Below are 19430 nucleotides of genomic sequence, written 5' to 3'. Positions count from 1 at the left end.
CAAAAATCAATCCAAAATACATTATATTTGTTATAGATGAAAAAAATAATCCCCATTGAAGAAGGCGACTACTACCTAACCCCAGAAGGGTATCGCTGTTTTACCGAACAATACTTATTAAAAAGAGGGTATTGTTGTGAAAGTGGTTGTAGACATTGCCCCTATGGGTTTAACACTAAAACCAATAGAATAAAACACTCCAAATAATAAAACCCAGTTTTCAATATTCCCTTGGTATGATTGTTGATGCTATTTATCACAGAAACATTTACTTTTTAAACTAATAAATTTTAAACAGCTATGAAAAAATTACTTAAAACCTTACCATTTTTAGCTTTACTATTGGTGGTAACATCTTGCAGCTCTGTTAGAGTTGCATCCGATTATGATAAAAATGCTAATTTTTCAACATACAAAACTTTTGCTTTTTTTAAGACAGGCATAGATAAAGCTGAAATTAGTGATTTAGATAAACGTAGAATTCTTCGCGCTATTGAAGCTGAAATGCTTGCTAAAGGATTTACAAAATCAGATAATCCAGATGTACTTATTAGCCTTTTTACCAAGTCGAACCAACGTGTTGATGTTTACAACAACTCTTGGGGTTACGGCGGTTGGGGCTGGGGAGGTTATGGTGGCTTTGGTCCTGGTTGGGGCTGGGGGTGGAACCAACCTAATGTATCAACAAGAACCGAAGGTGTATTGTTCATCGATTTAATTGATGCCAATAAAAAAGAACTGGTTTGGCAAGGTATGGGCACTGGCTATTTAACCCAAAATATGGAGAAAAAAGAAGAACGCATTAAAGAGTTTGTTACCGAAATTATGGCAAAATATCCTCCTGGAGCTCAACAATAACAACATTATAAAAAAAGCAACTTTGAAAAGTTGCTTTTTTTATTTAACACCACTTTATAAAAGCTTATATATAGAATTTGTATTTTTACTAAACACATTTTATATCACGTTTTATGCTTAATTCTATAGAATCAAATCCTATTTTAAATCGCTTACCTAAACATTTATTACAGTTTATTAAGCCTCAAAACTATGAAGATTATTCGGCTATAGACCAAGCAGTTTGGCGGTATGTGATGCGTAAAAACGTGGATTTTTTAAAAAACGTTGCTCACAAATCGTATATAGATGGGTTGAAGCAAACGGGTATTTCTATTGATAGCATCCCGAACATGTATGGCATGAACCGTATTTTAAAAGATATTGGTTGGGCAGCCGTAGCGGTTGATGGATTCATTCCTCCAAATGCGTTTATGGAATTTCAAGCGTATAATGTGTTGGTAATTGCGAGTGACATTAGGCAACTCGAACATATTGAATACACACCCGCACCCGATATCATTCACGAAGGCGCAGGACATGCCCCTATAATTGCAAACCCGGAATATGCCGAATATTTGCGTAGGTTTGGTGAAATTGGTTGTAAAGCCATATCATCGGCCAAAGATTATGAACTTTATGAAGCCGTAAGGCATCTATCCATCATCAAAGAAGCAGCAAATTCCAACCAAGCAGATATCGCTTCCGCAGAAAAAAAAGTAGAAGATTTACAAAAAAACATGGGTGAACCCAGTGAAATGGCGCTTATTAGAAACCTTCATTGGTGGACTGTGGAATATGGTTTGATTGGCACTTTAGAAAACCCGAAAATTTATGGCGCCGGTTTGTTGTCCTCTATTGGTGAAAGCGCTTGGTGCATGACCGATGCCGTAAAAAAACTACCGTATAATATAGAAGCTACCTTTAAAAACTTCGACATTACAAAACCGCAACCTCAGCTGTTTGTAACGCCCGATTTTGCACATTTAAGTTTGGTATTGGAAGAGTTTGCTAACACGATGGCATTGCGTAAAGGTGGACTTATGGGTATTAACAAGCTCATTCAATCTAAAGCTTTAGGAACTATAGAATTGAGTACAGGCTTGCAAATTTCGGGTGTTTTTACAAAAGTTATTGAAGACCACGGAAACCCTATTTATTTTCAAACCACTGGAAAAACCGCTTTGGCTTACCGAGAAAAAGAACTGGTAGGGCATGGCACAAACACCCATGAAAAAGCGTTTGGATCGCCCGTTGGAAAATTAAAAGGCATCAATTTAGCTATTGAAGATATGAGTCCGCGCGATTTAAGTGCTTACCATATTTACGAAGAAAAAACCGTAACACTAGAGTTTGAAGGTGGCATTACGGTTTCAGGCGAGATCATTACCGGGAAACGCAATCTTCAAGGAAAAATAATCCTTATCAGTTTTAAAAATTGCACCGTTAAACATCATGATACTTTTTTATTTAAACCAGAATGGGGCATTTTTGATATGGCGGTTGGAAAACATATTGTTTCGGCATTTTCAGGACCTGCCGATTTGAATAGTTTCGATTTAATTACGCATGTTCCTTCATCTAAAACCATTCACATTAAAAAAACAAGCGAGCAACTAAAGCTACAAACACTTTACGGACAAGTTCGTGATTACCGTGAAGGCAAGAATAAAACCATTTCAAGAACTAAAGTTTTGGAACAATTAATGGATGACTTTCCTAACGATTGGCTATTACCTGTAGAGTTGTATGAATTGGCGTTTATTGGCAATGAAACAAAACTTTGCGATGCCATTATAAATCATTTAGAAACCATAAAACAAAATAAACCCGAAGTAGGCCGATTGATTGATGATGGACTTAAAATTATTGCTGAGAAATCGATGGCAATAGACAATAGAGAATAGAGAATAGAGAATAGAGAAAATAAACTACCTAAACCGTTTTAACGTCTTTTTAGTGAACTTGCTTAACACCAAAGCGCCACTAATTTCGGCACGTTCGGTTAAAAGTACATCCCAATGTTGGGTACCTTCCCAAAATACGGTTTTCATTTGTTTTAAAGCTTCAGGGTTGTAAGCGCTTAATTTTTCGGCCAATTCTTTTACGGCTCCGTCTAAAAGTTCTACAGTTTCAAAAACATCGGCATACAATCCTTTTTCTTTTGCCCATTCCGAAGAAAAAAACGTTTCAGCGTCAATCGTCATTTGAGACATGGCTGCCAACCCAATTTTTCTGGTTACCGCAGGTTCTATAACAAAAGGGCCAATACCAATACTTAGTTCACTCAACCTTATAGAGGCATATTTGGTTGCTAAACAATAATCGGTTGCAGCCGCCAAACCAACACCTCCACCTACTGTTTTACCTTGCACACGCCCAATAATAAGTTTTGGGCAGGTACGCATGGCATTAATAACATTGGCAAACCCTGAAAAAAAAGTTTTACCTTCTTCGGCATTACTAACCGCCATCACTTCATTAAAACTTGCACCTGCGCAAAAAGTTCTATCACCTCCGCTTTGCAATACGATAACATTTATAGATTTGTTATTGCCAGCTTCTTCAATAGTGTCCTTTAATTTTATTAAAATATCACTTGGCATGGAGTTTCTATTTGGATGAAAAAACTCAATATAACCAACACTATTTTTAATGTTTAACGTAACGTAAGGTACATTCATTTTATAATAATTTGACGTGATTTTTAAAAGGCTGAATATACATAAATTTTTGATGACTGGATAAGTAACTTATGTTACCGTTGTTATAAGAAAATTTAAAGTAATTTGTGAAAAAATTAAAATTATGGGATTATTAGATTTTCTATTTGGAAACAAACAGGACAAAATTAAGGAATTTCAAACAAGAGGTGCCATTATAATAGATGTGAGAACTACGGGTGAATATCAACAAGGCAATATTAAGGGTTCCAAAAACATTCCTTTACAAACTATTGCTTCAAAAATTAACGACATTAAAAAACTAAACAAACCCGTTATTACCTGTTGTGCCAGCGGTATGCGTTCAGGTAGTGCTGCCAGTATTTTAAAAAGCAACGGCATTGAAGCTATTAATGGTGGTGGCTGGACGCGTTTGAAAAACAAACTATAATTTAATAGTTTCCAACTGATTGGAACTTTCAATAATATTTTCGTTGTATTTAAGCGTCCAACCAAGTGAATTGGTTAAAATATAAAATTTTGATAGTTCGCTAATTAAACGATTCTTTGCGTTTGCTTTAATTTCAGATTTTTCTAACTTTTTAACCAACGATTTTTTGATGGTTTCTTTAATATTATTATAATCCTCTGCTCCAAACGGATTGAAATAATCTGCCTGAATATCATAATACTTCAAATCTGGGCTTATTTTAATTTCTTCTTTTGGAATACTTAAAATGATTAATGTTTTATTGGCTTCATCAATTTTGTATTCAATTTTACTTAAATCGTAAGCCACGGTCACATCGGCATTCACCACTACCAGTGCTTTTTTATCTGAAGTGAAAAAGCTTCCTAGAATTTCTTTTGAATTTTTATAATTGAAAACTTCACTGAAATGACCTTCGGTGACTACCAACTTTCCAACATTTTTAATTTGCTCTTGAATAAGCGCAGAACTTTCCTGAAGCACAATTTTGTCTTCTTTGTTAGAACCACACTGTTTAAACGTGAATAGAAGTGCAGCCACAACTATTACACCAAATAGAATTTTTCGCATGGTGCTAATGTAAATAAAAAAACATTAGTTTGCTTCGACAGAGAAGCCCTAACTAATGTTAAATTTAACTAATTCTAAACAGGTCAAAAATAGTGTATAATTCCGTTTTGTGCATTACCGGAAAGTTACCAATAGGTTATATTAAATTATTTTTTTTGGCTTTCTCTACCGCTTCCAGTTTGTTGTGCACCTGTAGCTTTTTGTAGATATTTTCAATATGCTTTCTAATAGTACCAGGTGACAAAATAAGGTTTTCGGCAATAACATTATAGCTCAAACCTTTGCTTAATTGCTCTAAAACCTGAATTTCCCTTTCAGAAAGTTTAATATCTTCTTGAACGTCTTTATAGTTAAAATCTATAGGGTTCCTTAATAGTTTTAGTGTTTTTAATGCTATTGAAGGATTCATGGCAGCACCACCGTTTAGGGTTTCTGTGATGCCATCATGTAAATCTTTAGCATTTATTTCTTTCAACAAATAACCATCGGCTCCTGCTTTTATGGCGTTGAATATGTTTTCGTCGTTATCAAAAACCGTGAGCATAATTATTTTAATATGTGGGTATTTTTGCTTGACAATTTCGGTGGTTTCAATACCGTTTAAAACAGGCATTTCAATATCCATTAAAATTAAATCGAGGTTGTGGTTTTCTTCAAGTTTACACAACAAATCAGAGCCATTTATAGCCGAAAACTTCACGTTTAAGTCTTCAAAAAAAGATAATTTTTCCTTTACAGTACTTATTAAAAAGGTGTTGTCGTCTGCAATGGCTATTTTAATATTCATGGGTTGTGTTATTAAATTATACTTCTAACTGAATGGTCGTGCCTTCTCCTAATTGACTCGCAATGTTTAAAGTTGCCCCTATCTCGGTGGCCCGTTTTTTAATATTATTAAGTCCGTTACCCAATTCAACTGTTTTCAAATCAAAACCTTTCCCATCATCGGTCACCCTAATTTGAAATTTATTTTCTAGTTTTTGAAACGTTACTTGAATGTTTTTAGCTTCGGAATATTTTAATGCATTATTTACAGCTTCTTGAATAATCCGGTATATATTCATACCTTGAATGGACGTGAAAACGGTTTCTTTTGTTATTTGTGGATCCAAATCAAATTCAAACGTGGTGTCTTTTGAAACGCTATTGGCTTTATCTACAAAATTTGAAATTCTAACCTGTAAGTCTTCAAAAGAAATTTCGCTTTTATTCATGGCCCAAATAGTATCGCGCAACTCATAAATAGTTTCTTTTGTGAAAGCACTTATGCTTGAAAGTTTATTGGTTAGCTTCTCGTTGGTCATTTTAAATCCGTATTGCAAATTATCAATAGACGAAATAATGAAGGTGAGTTGCGCCCCAATATTATCGTGCAAATCCCTTGAGATGGTAAGACGCTGTTCTTGCAATTTATTTTGACTTTCAATTTTAATTAAAGCCTCTTTCAACTCACTTTCTTTTTTAAGTTGCTGATTTTTTAATTTTTGCTGATTGTAAAGCAAATAGCCCAAAACAGCAACAACGCAAGCTAAAATTACTAAGCCAATAATTTGTGTGTTTTTTTGATTGAGATGAAGCTCTTTTTCTGCAATGTTTGCCCGTTGCGACAAGATTTCTTTTTCCTTTTTTTCGGTTTCATATTTAATCTCAAACTCCGATATTTTATCTTTCAATGAGTTTTTTGAGTGTTCCTGTTCTACCTCATATTGTTTGTTTAAATAATTATAAGCCTTCTCATAATCGTGTTTTTTACTGTAAAGAGCCGCAAGGTTTTTGTAAATACTAGCAATATCCGATGGGTTTTCAGCTTTAATTATTAACGGTAATGCCTTTAAGAAATAATTTTCTGCATTAACAAGATTATTTAATTTTGAATAATTCACACCCAAATTAAGATAGGTTACCCTAAGTGTTTGGCTATCGTTTGCTTTTTCGGCTTCATCCAAGACCGATTTATAAATTTCAATCGCTTTTTGAGGTTGATTTCTAACAGTTGCCAATTGTGCCATACCTGCTTTTGAAAATAGGATTACTTTTCCGTAATTAACCTCTTTGGCTTTTTCTTCGGCCAATCGATAATGCTTTTCTGCCTTAGCATAATACAGCGTATCATTATTCTTTTCACCTATTTCTTTGTACATACCCGCAACGTTGTACAAACTATTGGCTATATCTATTTTACTGGTACTATTTTGCTTAATTTTTAAGGACTGCAAATAAAACTCCAAAGCTTTTTCGTATTCTTTCATGTCCTCGTAAATCAAACCAATGTTATTGAACGATTTACCCAAGGCGGTAGAATCATTTAATTTTTCGGCAAGTTTTATGGCTTCTTCATGAACATCCAAAGACGCCTCTGCTTCCCCTAAATAGGACATTGCCAATGCTTTGTTGTTTAAATAACGTAATTGGTCTTCTTCATTTTTTTCCTTTTTAGCCAATTGAAGTGCTTTATCGAAATTGGATAAGGCTGCTTTAAAATCGCCTTTATAAAAATTCAAAACCCCTAAATCGCCATAATACTTATTATATAGAAAATAGTCGTATTTGTTTTTCAGCTTTTCCCAAGATTTTTTGTAGTATGAAGTGGAAGTGTCATAATCGCCTTTAACTATAAATAATTGGGCATATTTTAGCAAACTGTGAATATGTATTTGCTCTAAACCTTTCTTGCCTTCGGTAAATTTCAAAGTTTTTAAAATATAAACCTCAGCAGAATCTTTGTTTTTATCGAAATACTGATCGACTAAATTATTTAAAGCTTCGGCTTTTTCCTTAGAAATTTTGCTTGTTGTATAAATTGTTTTTAAGCTGTCTATTTTGTTTTGCGAACTTTGGCAAAAACCATAAAAACTATAAATTATAAGAAATATTGAGAGTATTAATTTCTTCATAAACTACTTGATGTGTGTTTCAAATATAAACTTTTGCATTAGAATAATATCTCTTGTTATCTTAAAAAGACGATTGAATAATGATTCGTGTAAATCTTCTAACATTCGAATTTTTTCGCTATTCCTCTGAAATTTAAACTGTTCTCTTCCTATCTTTTCTTGCAATTTGGCATATGTTTTATTGACCATTCTTTTTAAAAATATAGTTTGATACATTGTTTTAATAATGAACAGTATTAAAACAAAAACCAGCAAAAAAATTCCGAAAGTAAATAGATTGCTAAACATGATGATTGAGAAACAAAATGATTAAACCAAAGGAATAGAAACTTCTAATAAGCCCATAAAAAAAACACCAACCGCGAATCCCTTTTAATGATTTTACGAGTTGATGTTTTTGATATGAACTGATTAATAGCATAATAAATTTAACTTAATAACTTAAACCATTGTTAATTTTTCGATAAAACGTTATTAAAAAAGATTAAGCGCAATAATGTTGTATATTACGCCTAATCGAACAAATCTCAACAACAAGATTTATTTTTGAAGATTATAAGCATATATTGTTTTATCGTTGGCTTTGTAATATAAAACACCTGCAATCTCATCTACTTGGTATTCTGGTTTTTTATCTTTTAGTACAATTTCTTTATCTACTTTACCGGTATCTTTGTTCACTTTAACCAAGCCAACACCAGCATCAAGCTTTGTTAAAATAAATTGTGCATTTTCGGTAGCCGCTGTTGCTTTAAAGCGTTTTGACATTACATCAAAAGCAGCATCACCAATAGAAGCAAACATATCGGCAGCACGTTTGTTTTCTTTACCATAATCGTTATAATTACTTAAATCGTTAGCGCTTCCATAGCTATTGGTTCTATTCATACCTGCTTTAGCTGCATGCGCCATAGCCAAACCTGTTGATGCTACTGCCAATGCTCCAGAAAGCACTTTTACAAAACCACTTTGTGAAGGCGATTTGAAATACCCTTGGTACACTTCATTTCCGTTACTTTCCAATAACGCTAAGTTTTGAGAAGAACTTAAAAAGATGTTACCATTTCGCATTTGCATGGTATTTGCAACTTCTTTTTCATCAAACTTTACTTTTGCAAAATCGGTTACATCTCCAGAGTTAGCATCAATGGCAAAAATTTCTCCATCTGCAGCAATTAAATACCTATTTTTAGTGCTATCAAAAGTTGAAGCTACCGCTGCCGAATTTTTATATTTTAATGGCTTATTCCATACTTGATCGCCTGTTTTTAAATCTACAATATTGGCATCTTCACTGGTTATATAGATTAAACCCTGTGGCGATTCTGCCATAACCATTATATTCTCACCGGTTTTTAATGGTTTTTTGAACAAAGTTTTTCCGTCAAATGAAATTTTGTTGATACCTCCTTGCTGAATACCGAACAAAATCCCATCATCTTGAACATAAAAATGCTGTACATAACCTTTTGTTTTAGGGGCTTTCTCCCATAAATCTTCACCTGTTGAAGCGCTAAGGAAAGCAATTTCAGACTCATCGCTAGTGGCAAACACACTTGTACTTCCTCCAGAACTTTTATCGCTTACCACAGCTAAACCTTGTGGCAATATTTGAAAATTAGACACATTTCCTTGTACTTTTCTATCATCTTTCCAAAGTTCTGCGCCGTTGCTTCCTATTTTATGGATGCGTGTGTTTTTTCCATTTGTGGTAGTTTCAAAACCGTATATTTCCTTTTCAGTTTCATCTGAAACCATCCAGTTAATGCCCTTAATTTTACACTCCCATAAATCATCACCTTTATGCGATTTTGCAATTAACCCTTGGGCGGTTGGTATAATTAACATGCTTTTAAGTAGTAAAGGCACACCTGTTACACTAAAATCTTTTGCGATACCTACTCTACCTGGTTTATCTAAAAAGAAACTATAGTCTAGTTTTTGTGTGCTTAAATCGTACACTGCTACTTTTGGCGTCATTTTTTCGAACTTATCACCTTCTTTTTGAATGCCGCTCACTATCAATTTGTTTTGTGGCAATACAATGTTACAGGTATAAATTTGATTCCAATTATCGGTTTCAGAATTGAAAATGACTTTTCCTGTGATGTAGTTTATAACAGCCCTTTTTGTTTTGGCAAGTCCTGCAAACTTGGAATCGGCTCCTTGCGACACCACAATGTATGGTGATGCTGGAATAAAATCGGTTTCTTCTGGTTTTAACTTCCCAAAGTTGTTAAAAGTAAAAACAGGGGCACTTTGTTTTGGGTCTATACCCACTAATCCTTCATTAGTTGCGGCAATTAATATGCCGCCTATTGTAAGTGTCATTTCGTTAATATTTGCCCCTAAATCATATGTGTTTTGTGGTGTTTCGGCTTTTTGGGCGGTAGTTATGTTTACAACCATAATCCCTACTAGCAGTAATACAAATTGGCTTAATTTTCTCATTGTTGATTTTGTTTATGATTAATAGAATCACAAATTTGCAACTTCAACAAAATGAAATCAATACGATGAATTACGTATATTTTAGGAAAATAGAAAAAGAAAAGGCTGTACTTAATTAAGTCAGCCTTTGCTAAAAACATCAGAATCACTTCTTTAAAATTATTGCCCTCAATAATTTGATTCTAACACAAAATACATAAACAAAATCTCTATATAATATAGAGTACACTATAATAAAGATTCATTAATAATAGCAATGTAAACATAGCGATAAAAACATATAAAATATCGACAACCAACAATTTAGAAATTGAATTTTAGTAAATCAATAAGAATTTGAGCAATTCAGTAAACTTGAAATTTTAAGGTAAAAATATCTAAAAAGCCATAAATATTATTTTTCACACAAATACACATAAGTTGTTTGATAAATCTTATTAAAACAAAAAGGCTGCTCTAAATAAGAACAACCTTTTCTACAATGTTTAGAGTTTCTTCATAAAAATAATGCCCCTCAATTATTCAAACTCTACTATAATTTACAAAAAATTAAATAAATGCCAAAGGTTATTTGTTATTTTTGCAGTAAACTCTCTTATACTAAGTGCTAGAATCATTTTTATTTTTATTTACGGGCATTGTTGGCATAGTAACCATCGCCATAATGATTACTTCTTATAAATCGAACCCCTTTTATAATTTTTTCTTATTAGTAATTATTAGCATAATTTCTATTCGCTTTCTAATTCATGGTAGCTTTAAGTTGGGTTTACAAGATTATTTTTCTCCAGATCAAGGTATATATTCCGTATTTTATCTTACTGTAGTGCCCTGTTTTTATTTGTATTACAAAAATTTGGTACTTGAGGAGAATAACACCTATAATATTAGAGATTTAAAGCACTTTATTTTTATAGGATTTTTATACTTTATTAACATTAACTCATTTATTAAAGAGAGGCTTCTATTTCAATTTCGAGACATAATTAATTTTATTCTAATAGGTTTCTTTATACTTTTCTATTTAACATTAATTTTTAAGCTTCTAAGAAAAAACATTTGGTTAAAAAAAGACCTTCTTATAAATAACAAACAATTTAGCTTGGTAAAAAACTGGACCATTTGGCTATTTACACAAAATCTATTAGCAGTTATAACCTTATTAGTCTCCATTTTTTCTGAAATGCATTCAAGATCTAACCCTTCAGGAAAATCGATGGCTGTATTACTGCTCCTATATTGGTTATTTATTTACTTTAAAATTTTAACTGCACCCGAAATTTTATACGGACTTCCTATTCTCAATAAAAAAACACTAAAATTCAGTTTACCTACAGAAGAAAATGAACAAAACCATTTGTTAAAAAATGATAATTGGATTTTAGAAATAAGTAACCAAAAAAGTGATCAAGATTTAAAATTGCAAGAAAAAATAATGTCTAACATAGTTAGTTATATACATGAAGTGGACAAACTAAGTATAGAACAGCATATTTTTAGAAACCCAAAAGCATCCCCGACTGATATCGCCAATAAATTGGGCGTGCCTACAAGCCATATTGTGTACTTGTTTAAATACCACTCGAACATCCCTTTTTCGGAATACCGCATGCATTCTAGAATAAAGGACAGCATCCATTTAATAGAACAAGGTTATTTAAGAACAAACACTTTAGAGTCTTTAGCATACAAAACAGGATTTGCCTCATACAATCCGTTTTTTAATGCCTTTAAAAAAGTAACAGGTCATTCTCCTCAAGATTATTTAAAAACCATTAGAGCTTAAAAAACGATATGAGGGTGTATTTTTTGAAGCTGAAATTGCTTTTCTTTAATTACTGAAACAAATTTTTGATGTGCTTCAGAATTTGGATTGAAAGGTTTATGCTGTAACCCTTTTTGAACTTCTTCTACAACTTTCATTGTTTTTATTGCTTCCGATGACATCCAAACTTCTTGAAATTTTTCCCAAATGCAATGGATGGCTGTTTGATTGGGATGCAACATATCTTCAGCATAAAAACGATAATCGCGAAGTTCGTCCATCATGATTTCAAAGGATGGAAAATATGATAATTGACGATTGTCGATTGTCGATTGACGATTTAAGAACTGATGGATTGCAGTAATTAAATGCGCCTTACTCTGTGTATTTTCAACAAAACCATCTTTAATGTGGCGCACAGGTGAAACGGTGAAAATGATAGAAACGTTAGGGTTTACATTTTTAATGGAATCTACAATGGCTTCTATAGAATATGTAATTATTTCAACCGAAAGTAACTCTTTACCAAACTGCTTTTGCGGCACCTTATGGCAATTCGCAACTAATTGATTCGATTCTAAAAACCGATATCCCCAAGCAGTTCCTAGAGTAATGATGATGTGGGTTGATGTGTTGATGTGATGATTTGTTGCTTCAAATGCTCCATTCAAATTACTTAACAACACATCTTTTGAAGGGTTGCTTAATTTTGAATGCGCCTCAAAACAATGCCATTGTTCATTATGAAAAAAGATGTCTTTTTCTGAATATCCCCTATGATTAATAGCGTTTGAAATTAAAGTCTCAATAGCCTTAGGCTGAAACAAAATACCAAACGGGTTTTGAAGGTTTTGAAACTTGAAATACGATAACTTCTCCCCAATATTTTCAACAAAACAAGACCCTAACAGTAGTATGTTAGAATTATAGTCTATGAGATTGCTAGACTGTTTTTGTAATGGTATTTGTGTTTGTAGTTTCATTTTTTCAAAGTTTCAAAGAAGCAAAGTTACAAAGATGCTAAGCTACAGAGAACTAATATTCGCTTTGAAGCTTTGTAACTTTGCTTCTTTGAAGCTTATTTAAACTATCCTATATAATTTTTCGCCTTTTCCAAAGCCTCATCTATTCCTGCTGGATTTTTACCACCTGCAGTTGCGAAAAACGGTTGTCCACCGCCACCGCCTTGAATATACTTACCAAGTTCACGAACCACTTGTCCGGCATTTAAGCCTTTACTAGCCACCAACTCTTTTGAGATGTAGCAAGATAATAACGCTTTACCATCACTTTCGGTTGCGAATAACAAAAATAAATTATCGCTGTTTTGTCCCAATTCAAAAGACACATCTTTAATGCCCGAAGCATCTAAATCTAATTTCTTAGCCAAAAACTGAATGCCGTTAATATCCTGCAATTCATTTTTAAGTTCTCCTTTAATGTTTTTAGCTTTTTCTTTTAATAAAACTTCTATCTGCTTTTTTAAATGGGCATTTTCATCTTGTAAATTTTGTAGCGCTTTAACAGGCTCTTGGGCATTGTTAAGCAACTCTTTCATTTCAAAATACACTTTGTTGTTTTCAGAATAAAAGTCTTTTACAGCATCATTGGTTATGGCCTCAATACGACGAATCCCTGCCGCTACCGCACCTTCAGATATGATTTTGAAATGCCAAATATCTCCTGTATTCTTAACGTGTGTACCGCCACAAAGCTCTATAGATTTTCCAAAACGAATGGCACGAACCGTATCACCATATTTTTCACCAAACAGACTCATAGCGCCTTCGGCAATAGCTTCTTCTTTAGGAATATTTCGCTTTTCAACCAATGGTAATTTACCCGATATTCTTGCGTTTACAAAATTTTCAACATCTTGCAATTCTTCGTTTGTAAGCTTTGAAAAATGCGAAAAGTCAAAACGTAACCCTTTTGAATGCACCGCACTTCCTTTTTGTTCAACATGGGTGCCTAAAATTTCGCGTAATGCTTGATGCAATAAATGGGTTGCTGTATGGTTGCATTCGGTTCTGTAACGTTGTTTTTCATCTACCACCGCTTTAAATGACTCATTTAAATGATTTGGTAAATTTTTAGAAAAATGAATTATAACATTGTTCTCCTTTTTGGTATCTAAAATATAAACCACATCGCCATGCGTGTCTTCCAAATAGCCTTTATCGCCTACTTGCCCACCGCCTTCTGGATAAAACGGTGTTAAATTAAACACCAATTGATACATTTCGCCATCTTTTTTAGAGACCACTTTTCTGTATCGTGTAATTTTAACATTTGCTTCTAAACTATCGTATCCAATAAATTCTTCATCAGCATCCTCTACTAAAATAGTCCAATCATCGGTACTCATTTCACTTGCTGCACGTGAACGATTTTTTTGTTTTTCCATATAATCATTAAATCCTTCAACATCAACCTCAAAACCATTTTCTCTAGCTATTAATTGTGTTAAATCCAACGGAAAACCAGAAGTATCATATAATCTAAAGGCAATATTTCCAGGTATCTTATTTAAATGCTGTTTTTGTACATCATCAATATTTCCAGATAACTTTAATCTTTTTAGTCTGTACATTATCTCATCTAATTCAGAAATTCCTGCAGAAATAGTTCTTAAAAACGATTGCTCTTCTTCTTTAATAACATTTTCAACCAATTGTTTTTGTGCTTTCATTTCTGGAAACGCGGTTCCCATTTTTTCGCTTAACACATCAACCAATCTGTATATAAAAGGTTCTTTTTTATTTAAAAACGTGAAACCGTATCGCACCGCACGACGTAAAATACGGCGAATTACATAACCCGCACCTGTGTTACTAGGCAACTGCCCATCGGCAATTGAAAAGGCCACAGCACGCACGTGGTCTGCTATAACACGAATGGCAACATCTACTTTTTTTGCCAAAGGATAGGGATTACCATATTTATAATTGGTAATAGTTTCAATTTCTCTAATTATTGGGGTAAACACATCGGTATCGTAATTAGATTGAACCCCTTGCAACACCATACACAAACGCTCGAAGCCCATACCAGTATCGATGTGTTTATCTGGTAAACTTTCCAAACTACCATTGGCTTTTCGGTTGTACTGCATGAATACCAAATTCCAAATTTCCACCACTTGCGGATGGTCTTGATTTACCAAATCTTTACCAGAAATTTTAGCTTTTTCTTCTGCAGAGCGAATATCAACATGTATTTCGCTACATGGTCCACAGGGGCCTTGGTCGCCCATTTCCCAGAAATTATCTTTTTTGCTTCCTTTTAAAATGCGGTCTTCAGAAATAAACTGCTTCCATAAATCGTAAGCTTCGGTGTCCATAGGAAGGTTATCCTCATCACTACCTTCAAAAACCGTTACGTATAAAATATCTTTATCAATACCGTAAACATCCACCAACAACTCCCACGCCCAAGCAATAGCTTCTTCTTTAAAATAATCGCCAAAACTCCAGTTACCAAGCATTTCAAACAAGGTATGGTGGTAGGTATCGTAACCAACTTCTTCTAAATCGTTATGCTTACCAGACACACGCAAACATTTTTGAGTATCGGTAATACGGCTGTTTTTTGGCTGTGCGTTCCCTAAAAAATACTCTTTAAAAGGTGCCATCCCCGAGTTTACAAACATTAAGGTTGGATCATCTTTAAGAACCATAGGTGCAGATGGTACAATGCTGTGTTTTTTATCTTCAAAAAAACTTAAAAATTTAGAACGAATATCTTGTGACTTCATTTATAAAATGGTTACTCTGTTTTTAAATTGGTGTTAATTGCAAAACAATTTTTATCTTTACTCTTTTCATAATATTTCAAACTTTAATAAAAAACGACTTTAATCTTAGTATCAAACAATTAAAAGATACTATTTAGAAAATTTGGGCGTTAGCTATTAAAATTAAATATATACGGCATTTAATAAAGTGCAAAAATAGAATAAATTAGGAAATGAGTAAGGTAAAATATTATTACGATGCAGAATCGTTGTCTTACAAGAAAATACAACGTAAAAAAAGGAATACACTTAAGTATGCTGCGGTGTTTCTTTTAGGGTCGGCTTTATTTGGATTCTTATTTGTTTTTTTGGCAAGTCAATTTGTGGAATCTCCTAAAGAACGCAGTCTTAAAAGAGAACTACAAAATGCTGAATTACAGTTTGAATTGTTGAATAAAAAAATGAAAGAAGCCGAAACTGTTTTGGCTAGTATTGCAGAAAGAGACAATAATATATACCGCGTTTATTTTGAAGCCAACCCAATACCAGACGAACAACGTAAAGCCGGATTTGGCGGTGTAAATAGATATAAAAACTTAGAGGGTTTTGATAATTCTAAATTAATTATAGAAAGCAACAAACGTTTAGACATTCTTCAAAAACAAATAGTGGTACAATCGAAATCGCTTGACGAAATTGCGGTACTTGCCGAAGAAAAAGAAAAATTATTAGCCGCCATACCAGCTATTCAACCCGTAAGAAATGAAGATCTAAAAAGAATGGCTTCGGGTTATGGGATGCGTTCAGACCCTTTTACAAAAGTTAGAAAGATGCACTATGGCATGGATTTCTCCGCACCTAGAGGCACACCCATTTACGCAAGTGGCGATGGTGTTGTAGAACGTGCCGACAATACAGCAACCGGTTATGGAAACCATATTAGAATTAACCATGGTTATGGATATGAAAGTTTATACGCTCATTTATATAAATATAACGTTAGAAAAAACCAAAAAGTAGTACGAGGCGACCTTATAGGGTTTGTAGGAAGCACAGGACGTTCGGAAGCGCCACATTTACACTATGAAGTCTTTAAAGATGGTGAACGTATAAACCCCATTAACTTCTACTACGGAAGTTTAACAGCAGAAGAATTTAACAAAATGTTGGAGCATGCTTCACTAGAAAATCAATCATTAGATTAATGCATATAGAACTACCCGAAAAACGATACTACAATATTGGCGAAGTTGCCAAAGCATTTGGTGTAAACACTTCTTTAATTCGTTTTTGGGAAAAAGAATTTGACGCCCTTAAGCCAAAAAAAAATGCTAAAGGCAATAGAAAATTCACACCCGAAGACATAAAGAATTTAAAATTTATTTACCATTTGGTAAAAGAACGTGGTTTTACGCTTGAAGGTGCTAAAACTCATTTAAAAGAAGAAAAGCAAGAAACGCTTACTAATTTTGAAATTATCAGTAAATTAGAAGATGTAAAAAATCAACTTATAAAAATAAAACAACATTTGTAACATTTTTTAAGATTTTACTACTTACAATCAAAACCAATTTATAAACCACAAAATTTAATTACAATGAAGAAATGGTTACCATTAATAATTATTGTCGCTTTAATTCTTTTAGCATTAAAATGGGGTGTTGGAGTTAATAATATGCTTGTTGAAAAAGAAGGTTTAGCAAAAGCACAATGGGCAAATGTTGAAAGTTCATATCAACGTCGTGCAGATTTAATCCCTAACTTGGTTGCAACCGTAAAAGGATATGCTGCTCATGAAAAAGAAACTTTAGAAGGCGTTATAAAAGCCCGTTCTGAAGCAACTAAAACAACTATTGATGCCAATAACCTAACACCAGAAAACATGGCACAGTTTCAGCAGGCTCAACAAGGTTTAACTGGCGCTTTATCAAAATTATTATTAGTGGTTGAAAGATACCCTGACCTAAAAGCAAATCAAAACTTTTTGGAATTACAGTCACAGCTAGAAGGTACTGAAAACAGAATTAATGTTGAGCGAAACAGGTTTAATGACATGGCAGGAGAATACAATATCACAATTAAAAAAATACCAACAAATCTTATTGCAAGTATAGGCGGGTTTGACGGTATGCCTTTATACAAATCTGATGCTGGTAGTGAAAATGCTCCAAAAGTTGAATTTTAAATGTCTAAAGTTGAAGATTTTTTAACCGCAAGTGAAGAACAAGAAATCATTGATGCGATAAGAACAGCAGAGTTAAACACCTCGGGCGAAATACGGGTTCATATAGAAAAAACCTCTAATGGCGATGCTACAAATCGTGCGTTAGAGGTTTTTTATATGCTGAAAATGGATAATACCAAACTACAAAATGCGGTATTAATTTATGTGGCTGTGGATGAAAAAACATTTGTTATTTACGGCGACAAAGGTATTAATGATGTGGTTTCCAAAACCTTTTGGGACAGTACCAAAGATGTGATGCAAGCACACTTTAAAGCTGGTAATTTTAAACAAGGTCTGGTTGATGGTATTTTAAAATCGGGAGAGCAGCTTAAAAAGTTTTTTCCATATTCAAATTTAGATACCAACGAACTATCAAACGAAATTTCTAAAGGGTGAAATATTCAATATTTAGTATTCAGTCGCAGTCTCAGTTTAAGAAAAATAGTCAATTAATTTTATTCTTATTAATTACTATTTTATCTTTTAGTTTTTCTTATGCACAATTTGAAATTCCAAAAAAACCAGAATTCCAAACAAGTGTTTACGATTATGTTAATTTATTAACTCCTTCACAAAAAAGCAGTTTAGAGGAAAAACTCATTAAATATTCTGATACTACTTCAACCCAAATAGTTATAGCAACTATTAATTCCACCGAAGGTGAAAACATAGATTATTTAGGCGCAAAATGGGCACACGCCTGGGGCATTGGGCAAGCTAAAGAAGACAATGGGGTTTTTATTCTATTGGCAAAAGGCGACCGTAAAATATCTATAAAAACAGGCTATGGTGTTGAGCATTTGCTTACCGATGCGATGTCTAAGCGCATTATAGAACAAGATATTATTCCTTATTTTAAACAAGAAGATTATTATGGTGGCTTAAACCGAGGTACCGATGCTATTTTTGAAGTTTTAACAGGTGAATATCAAGGCACACGTATAGAGTCAAATGATAGCGGATTCCCTTTTGGGTTTGTTATTATACTAGTTCTGATATTTATTATTCTTTCAATTTCAAAAAATAACCGACGTGGTGGTAAGGGCGGAAACCGAGGTAACAAATCGGGTGGTTTCAGCATTTTAGATGCCATTATTTTAAGCAACATGGGGCGTTCCTCTGGCGGAGGTTTTGGCAGCGGAAGCTCTGGTGGTGGTTTCAGCGGTGGCGGCGGCTTTGGTGGTGGCTTTGGTGGCGGTGGCTTTGGTGGCGGCGGTGCTTCTGGTGGGTGGTAAACATGAAAAAAACGATACTTTACATACTTATAGTTTCTTTAGTTATAATTTCTTGTAAAACAAAAACCGAAGAATTTTCAGAAACAAACCAATCTGTAGTTCAAGATTATGCCCAAATATTTTCTAAAACTGAAACCGATTCTTTGTCTAAAAAAATTATAGATTTTGAGCAATTTTCAACTAATGAAATATGTGTGTACACTATCGATTCCATTCCAAATGATGAAACTGCTTTATATCATGCCACAAAAATTGCCGAGGATTTAAGTGTTGGTAAAAAAGAAAAAGACAACGGACTTCTGATACTTATCTCTAAATACGACAGGCAAATAGCAATTGCAACAGGTTATAGCACTGAAAAGATTATTACAGATTACATGTGCAAAACAATTATAGAAAACACCATAGTCCCACAGTTTAAAAACGGAAACTATTATGAAGGCATAAATAATGCTTTGGATTCTATAATGACCAAATGGAAGTAGGTTTCCAGCTTTAACACCAATAATATCAAATATCCATATTTTTTTCTAAGAAGCTTTTGAATACCTATTTAACAATA

Annotated in this window: 18 protein-coding genes; 11 read left to right on the top strand and 7 right to left on the bottom strand. The window is 33.5% G+C overall.

What is annotated here, in order from left to right; all coding sequences use genetic code 11:
• Positions 1–36 precede the first annotated feature (36 nt).
• The 3 genes from J8H85_RS05265 (at position 37) to J8H85_RS05255 (ending at position 2744) form a co-directional block, all read left to right on the top strand.
• A complete protein-coding gene (locus tag J8H85_RS05265) occupies positions 37–207 on the top strand; it encodes a DUF5522 domain-containing protein (protein ID WP_209653333.1) in 171 nt (56 codons plus the stop codon).
• 93 nt (positions 208–300) lie between these two features.
• Positions 301–858 (top strand): DUF4136 domain-containing protein, encoded by a 558-nt coding sequence (locus tag J8H85_RS05260; protein WP_209653331.1) that lies wholly within the window; start codon positions 301–303, stop codon positions 856–858.
• Positions 859–971: 113 nt separating this feature from the next.
• Positions 972–2744 (top strand): aromatic amino acid hydroxylase, encoded by a 1773-nt coding sequence (locus J8H85_RS05255; protein WP_209653329.1) that lies wholly within the window; start codon positions 972–974, stop codon positions 2742–2744.
• Between the two features lie 24 nt (positions 2745–2768).
• On the opposite strand, the gene J8H85_RS05250 is transcribed toward J8H85_RS05255, so the two are convergent.
• On the bottom strand, positions 2769–3521 hold the full coding sequence (locus tag J8H85_RS05250) for an enoyl-CoA hydratase/isomerase family protein (protein ID WP_209653327.1): 753 nt from the start codon (positions 3519–3521) through the stop codon (positions 2769–2771).
• A gap of 124 nt (positions 3522–3645) precedes the next feature.
• On the opposite strand from J8H85_RS05250, the gene J8H85_RS05245 reads away from it, so the two are divergent.
• Positions 3646–3951, top strand: coding sequence for a rhodanese-like domain-containing protein (locus tag J8H85_RS05245; protein ID WP_209653326.1), 306 nt, complete (start codon positions 3646–3648; stop codon positions 3949–3951).
• Here the strand turns inward: J8H85_RS05245 and J8H85_RS05240 are convergent.
• The 4 genes from J8H85_RS05240 to J8H85_RS05225 form a co-directional block, all read right to left on the bottom strand.
• Positions 3946–4560 carry a DUF4230 domain-containing protein gene (locus tag J8H85_RS05240; protein ID WP_209653324.1) on the bottom strand — a complete coding sequence of 205 codons (615 nt, stop codon included), beginning with the start codon at positions 4558–4560 and terminating at the stop codon, positions 3946–3948. The two genes, J8H85_RS05245 and J8H85_RS05240, sit on opposite strands and share 6 nt — an antisense overlap.
• A gap of 136 nt (positions 4561–4696) precedes the next feature.
• On the bottom strand, positions 4697–5347 hold the full coding sequence (locus J8H85_RS05235) for a response regulator (RefSeq protein ID WP_209653322.1): 651 nt from the start codon (positions 5345–5347) through the stop codon (positions 4697–4699).
• Between the two features lie 16 nt (positions 5348–5363).
• Positions 5364–7454, bottom strand: a complete 2091-nt coding sequence (locus J8H85_RS05230; RefSeq protein ID WP_209653320.1) for a tetratricopeptide repeat-containing sensor histidine kinase — start codon at positions 7452–7454, stop codon at positions 5364–5366.
• 540 nt (positions 7455–7994) lie between these two features.
• Complete coding sequence (locus J8H85_RS05225; RefSeq protein ID WP_209653318.1) at positions 7995–9905, bottom strand: outer membrane protein assembly factor BamB family protein; 1911 nt, start codon at positions 9903–9905, stop codon at positions 7995–7997.
• A 1183-nt stretch (positions 9906–11088) separates the two neighbouring features.
• Here J8H85_RS05225 and J8H85_RS18880 point away from each other — a divergent pair.
• A complete protein-coding gene (locus J8H85_RS18880) occupies positions 11089–11691 on the top strand; it encodes a helix-turn-helix domain-containing protein (protein ID WP_245243734.1) in 603 nt (200 codons plus the stop codon).
• On the opposite strand, the gene J8H85_RS05215 is transcribed toward J8H85_RS18880, so the two are convergent.
• Together J8H85_RS05215 and alaS are read right to left on the bottom strand one after the other, a co-directional pair.
• A complete protein-coding gene (locus tag J8H85_RS05215) occupies positions 11688–12653 on the bottom strand; it encodes a GSCFA domain-containing protein (RefSeq protein ID WP_209653315.1) in 966 nt (321 codons plus the stop codon). The two genes, J8H85_RS18880 and J8H85_RS05215, sit on opposite strands and share 4 nt — an antisense overlap.
• A gap of 104 nt (positions 12654–12757) precedes the next feature.
• Entirely contained in the window at positions 12758–15427 is a 2670-nt protein-coding gene (gene alaS / locus J8H85_RS05210) for an alanine--tRNA ligase (protein ID WP_209653313.1), read from the bottom strand.
• 212 nt (positions 15428–15639) lie between these two features.
• Between alaS and J8H85_RS05205 the strand changes: the two genes are divergently transcribed.
• From J8H85_RS05205 to J8H85_RS05180, 6 genes are all read left to right on the top strand, one after another.
• Entirely contained in the window at positions 15640–16611 is a 972-nt protein-coding gene (locus J8H85_RS05205) for a M23 family metallopeptidase (protein ID WP_209653311.1), read from the top strand.
• Complete coding sequence (locus tag J8H85_RS05200) at positions 16611–16940, top strand: MerR family transcriptional regulator (RefSeq protein WP_209653309.1); 330 nt, start codon at positions 16611–16613, stop codon at positions 16938–16940. The genes J8H85_RS05205 and J8H85_RS05200 overlap by 1 nt, the downstream gene beginning before the upstream one ends.
• 63 nt (positions 16941–17003) lie before the next feature.
• The gene (locus J8H85_RS05195) at positions 17004–17591 is read left to right on the top strand and encodes a LemA family protein (protein WP_209653308.1); all 588 of its coding nucleotides are present in this window, start codon (positions 17004–17006) and stop codon (positions 17589–17591) included.
• Positions 17592–18029 (top strand): TPM domain-containing protein, encoded by a 438-nt coding sequence (locus tag J8H85_RS05190; protein ID WP_209653307.1) that lies wholly within the window; start codon positions 17592–17594, stop codon positions 18027–18029.
• A 56-nt stretch (positions 18030–18085) separates the two neighbouring features.
• Positions 18086–18868, top strand: a complete 783-nt coding sequence (locus tag J8H85_RS05185) for a TPM domain-containing protein (RefSeq protein ID WP_209653403.1) — start codon at positions 18086–18088, stop codon at positions 18866–18868.
• Positions 18869–18870: 2 nt separating this feature from the next.
• Positions 18871–19353 (top strand): TPM domain-containing protein, encoded by a 483-nt coding sequence (locus J8H85_RS05180; protein ID WP_209653306.1) that lies wholly within the window; start codon positions 18871–18873, stop codon positions 19351–19353.
• Positions 19354–19430 lie beyond the last annotated feature (77 nt).

Source organism: Mariniflexile gromovii, assembly GCF_017814435.1.
GTDB classification, from domain to species: Bacteria; Bacteroidota; Bacteroidia; order Flavobacteriales; family Flavobacteriaceae; genus Mariniflexile; species Mariniflexile gromovii.
The sequence above is the reverse complement of the archived record's forward strand: the minus strand, read 5'-3'. Positions and strand labels throughout refer to the sequence as shown.

Bases quoted from the DNA above. Each gene is read 5' to 3' on its own strand.
- J8H85_RS05265 (WP_209653333.1), top strand. From the start codon at position 37: ATGAAAAAAATAATCCCCATTGAAGAAGGCGACTACTACCTAACCCCA.
- J8H85_RS05260 (WP_209653331.1), top strand. From the start codon at position 301: ATGAAAAAATTACTTAAAACCTTACCATTTTTAGCTTTACTATTGGTG.
- J8H85_RS05255 (WP_209653329.1), top strand. From the start codon at position 972: ATGCTTAATTCTATAGAATCAAATCCTATTTTAAATCGCTTACCTAAA.
- J8H85_RS05250 (WP_209653327.1), bottom strand. From the start codon at position 3,521: ATGAATGTACCTTACGTTACGTTAAACATTAAAAATAGTGTTGGTTAT.
- J8H85_RS05245 (WP_209653326.1), top strand. From the start codon at position 3,646: ATGGGATTATTAGATTTTCTATTTGGAAACAAACAGGACAAAATTAAG.
- J8H85_RS05240 (WP_209653324.1), bottom strand. From the start codon at position 4,560: ATGCGAAAAATTCTATTTGGTGTAATAGTTGTGGCTGCACTTCTATTC.
- J8H85_RS05235 (WP_209653322.1), bottom strand. From the start codon at position 5,347: ATGAATATTAAAATAGCCATTGCAGACGACAACACCTTTTTAATAAGT.
- J8H85_RS05230 (WP_209653320.1), bottom strand. From the start codon at position 7,454: ATGAAGAAATTAATACTCTCAATATTTCTTATAATTTATAGTTTTTAT.
- J8H85_RS05225 (WP_209653318.1), bottom strand. From the start codon at position 9,905: ATGAGAAAATTAAGCCAATTTGTATTACTGCTAGTAGGGATTATGGTT.
- J8H85_RS18880 (WP_245243734.1), top strand. From the start codon at position 11,089: ATGCATTCAAGATCTAACCCTTCAGGAAAATCGATGGCTGTATTACTG.
- J8H85_RS05215 (WP_209653315.1), bottom strand. From the start codon at position 12,653: ATGAAACTACAAACACAAATACCATTACAAAAACAGTCTAGCAATCTC.
- alaS (WP_209653313.1), bottom strand. From the start codon at position 15,427: ATGAAGTCACAAGATATTCGTTCTAAATTTTTAAGTTTTTTTGAAGAT.
- J8H85_RS05205 (WP_209653311.1), top strand. From the start codon at position 15,640: ATGAGTAAGGTAAAATATTATTACGATGCAGAATCGTTGTCTTACAAG.
- J8H85_RS05200 (WP_209653309.1), top strand. From the start codon at position 16,611: ATGCATATAGAACTACCCGAAAAACGATACTACAATATTGGCGAAGTT.
- J8H85_RS05195 (WP_209653308.1), top strand. From the start codon at position 17,004: ATGAAGAAATGGTTACCATTAATAATTATTGTCGCTTTAATTCTTTTA.
- J8H85_RS05190 (WP_209653307.1), top strand. From the start codon at position 17,592: ATGTCTAAAGTTGAAGATTTTTTAACCGCAAGTGAAGAACAAGAAATC.
- J8H85_RS05180 (WP_209653306.1), top strand. From the start codon at position 18,871: ATGAAAAAAACGATACTTTACATACTTATAGTTTCTTTAGTTATAATT.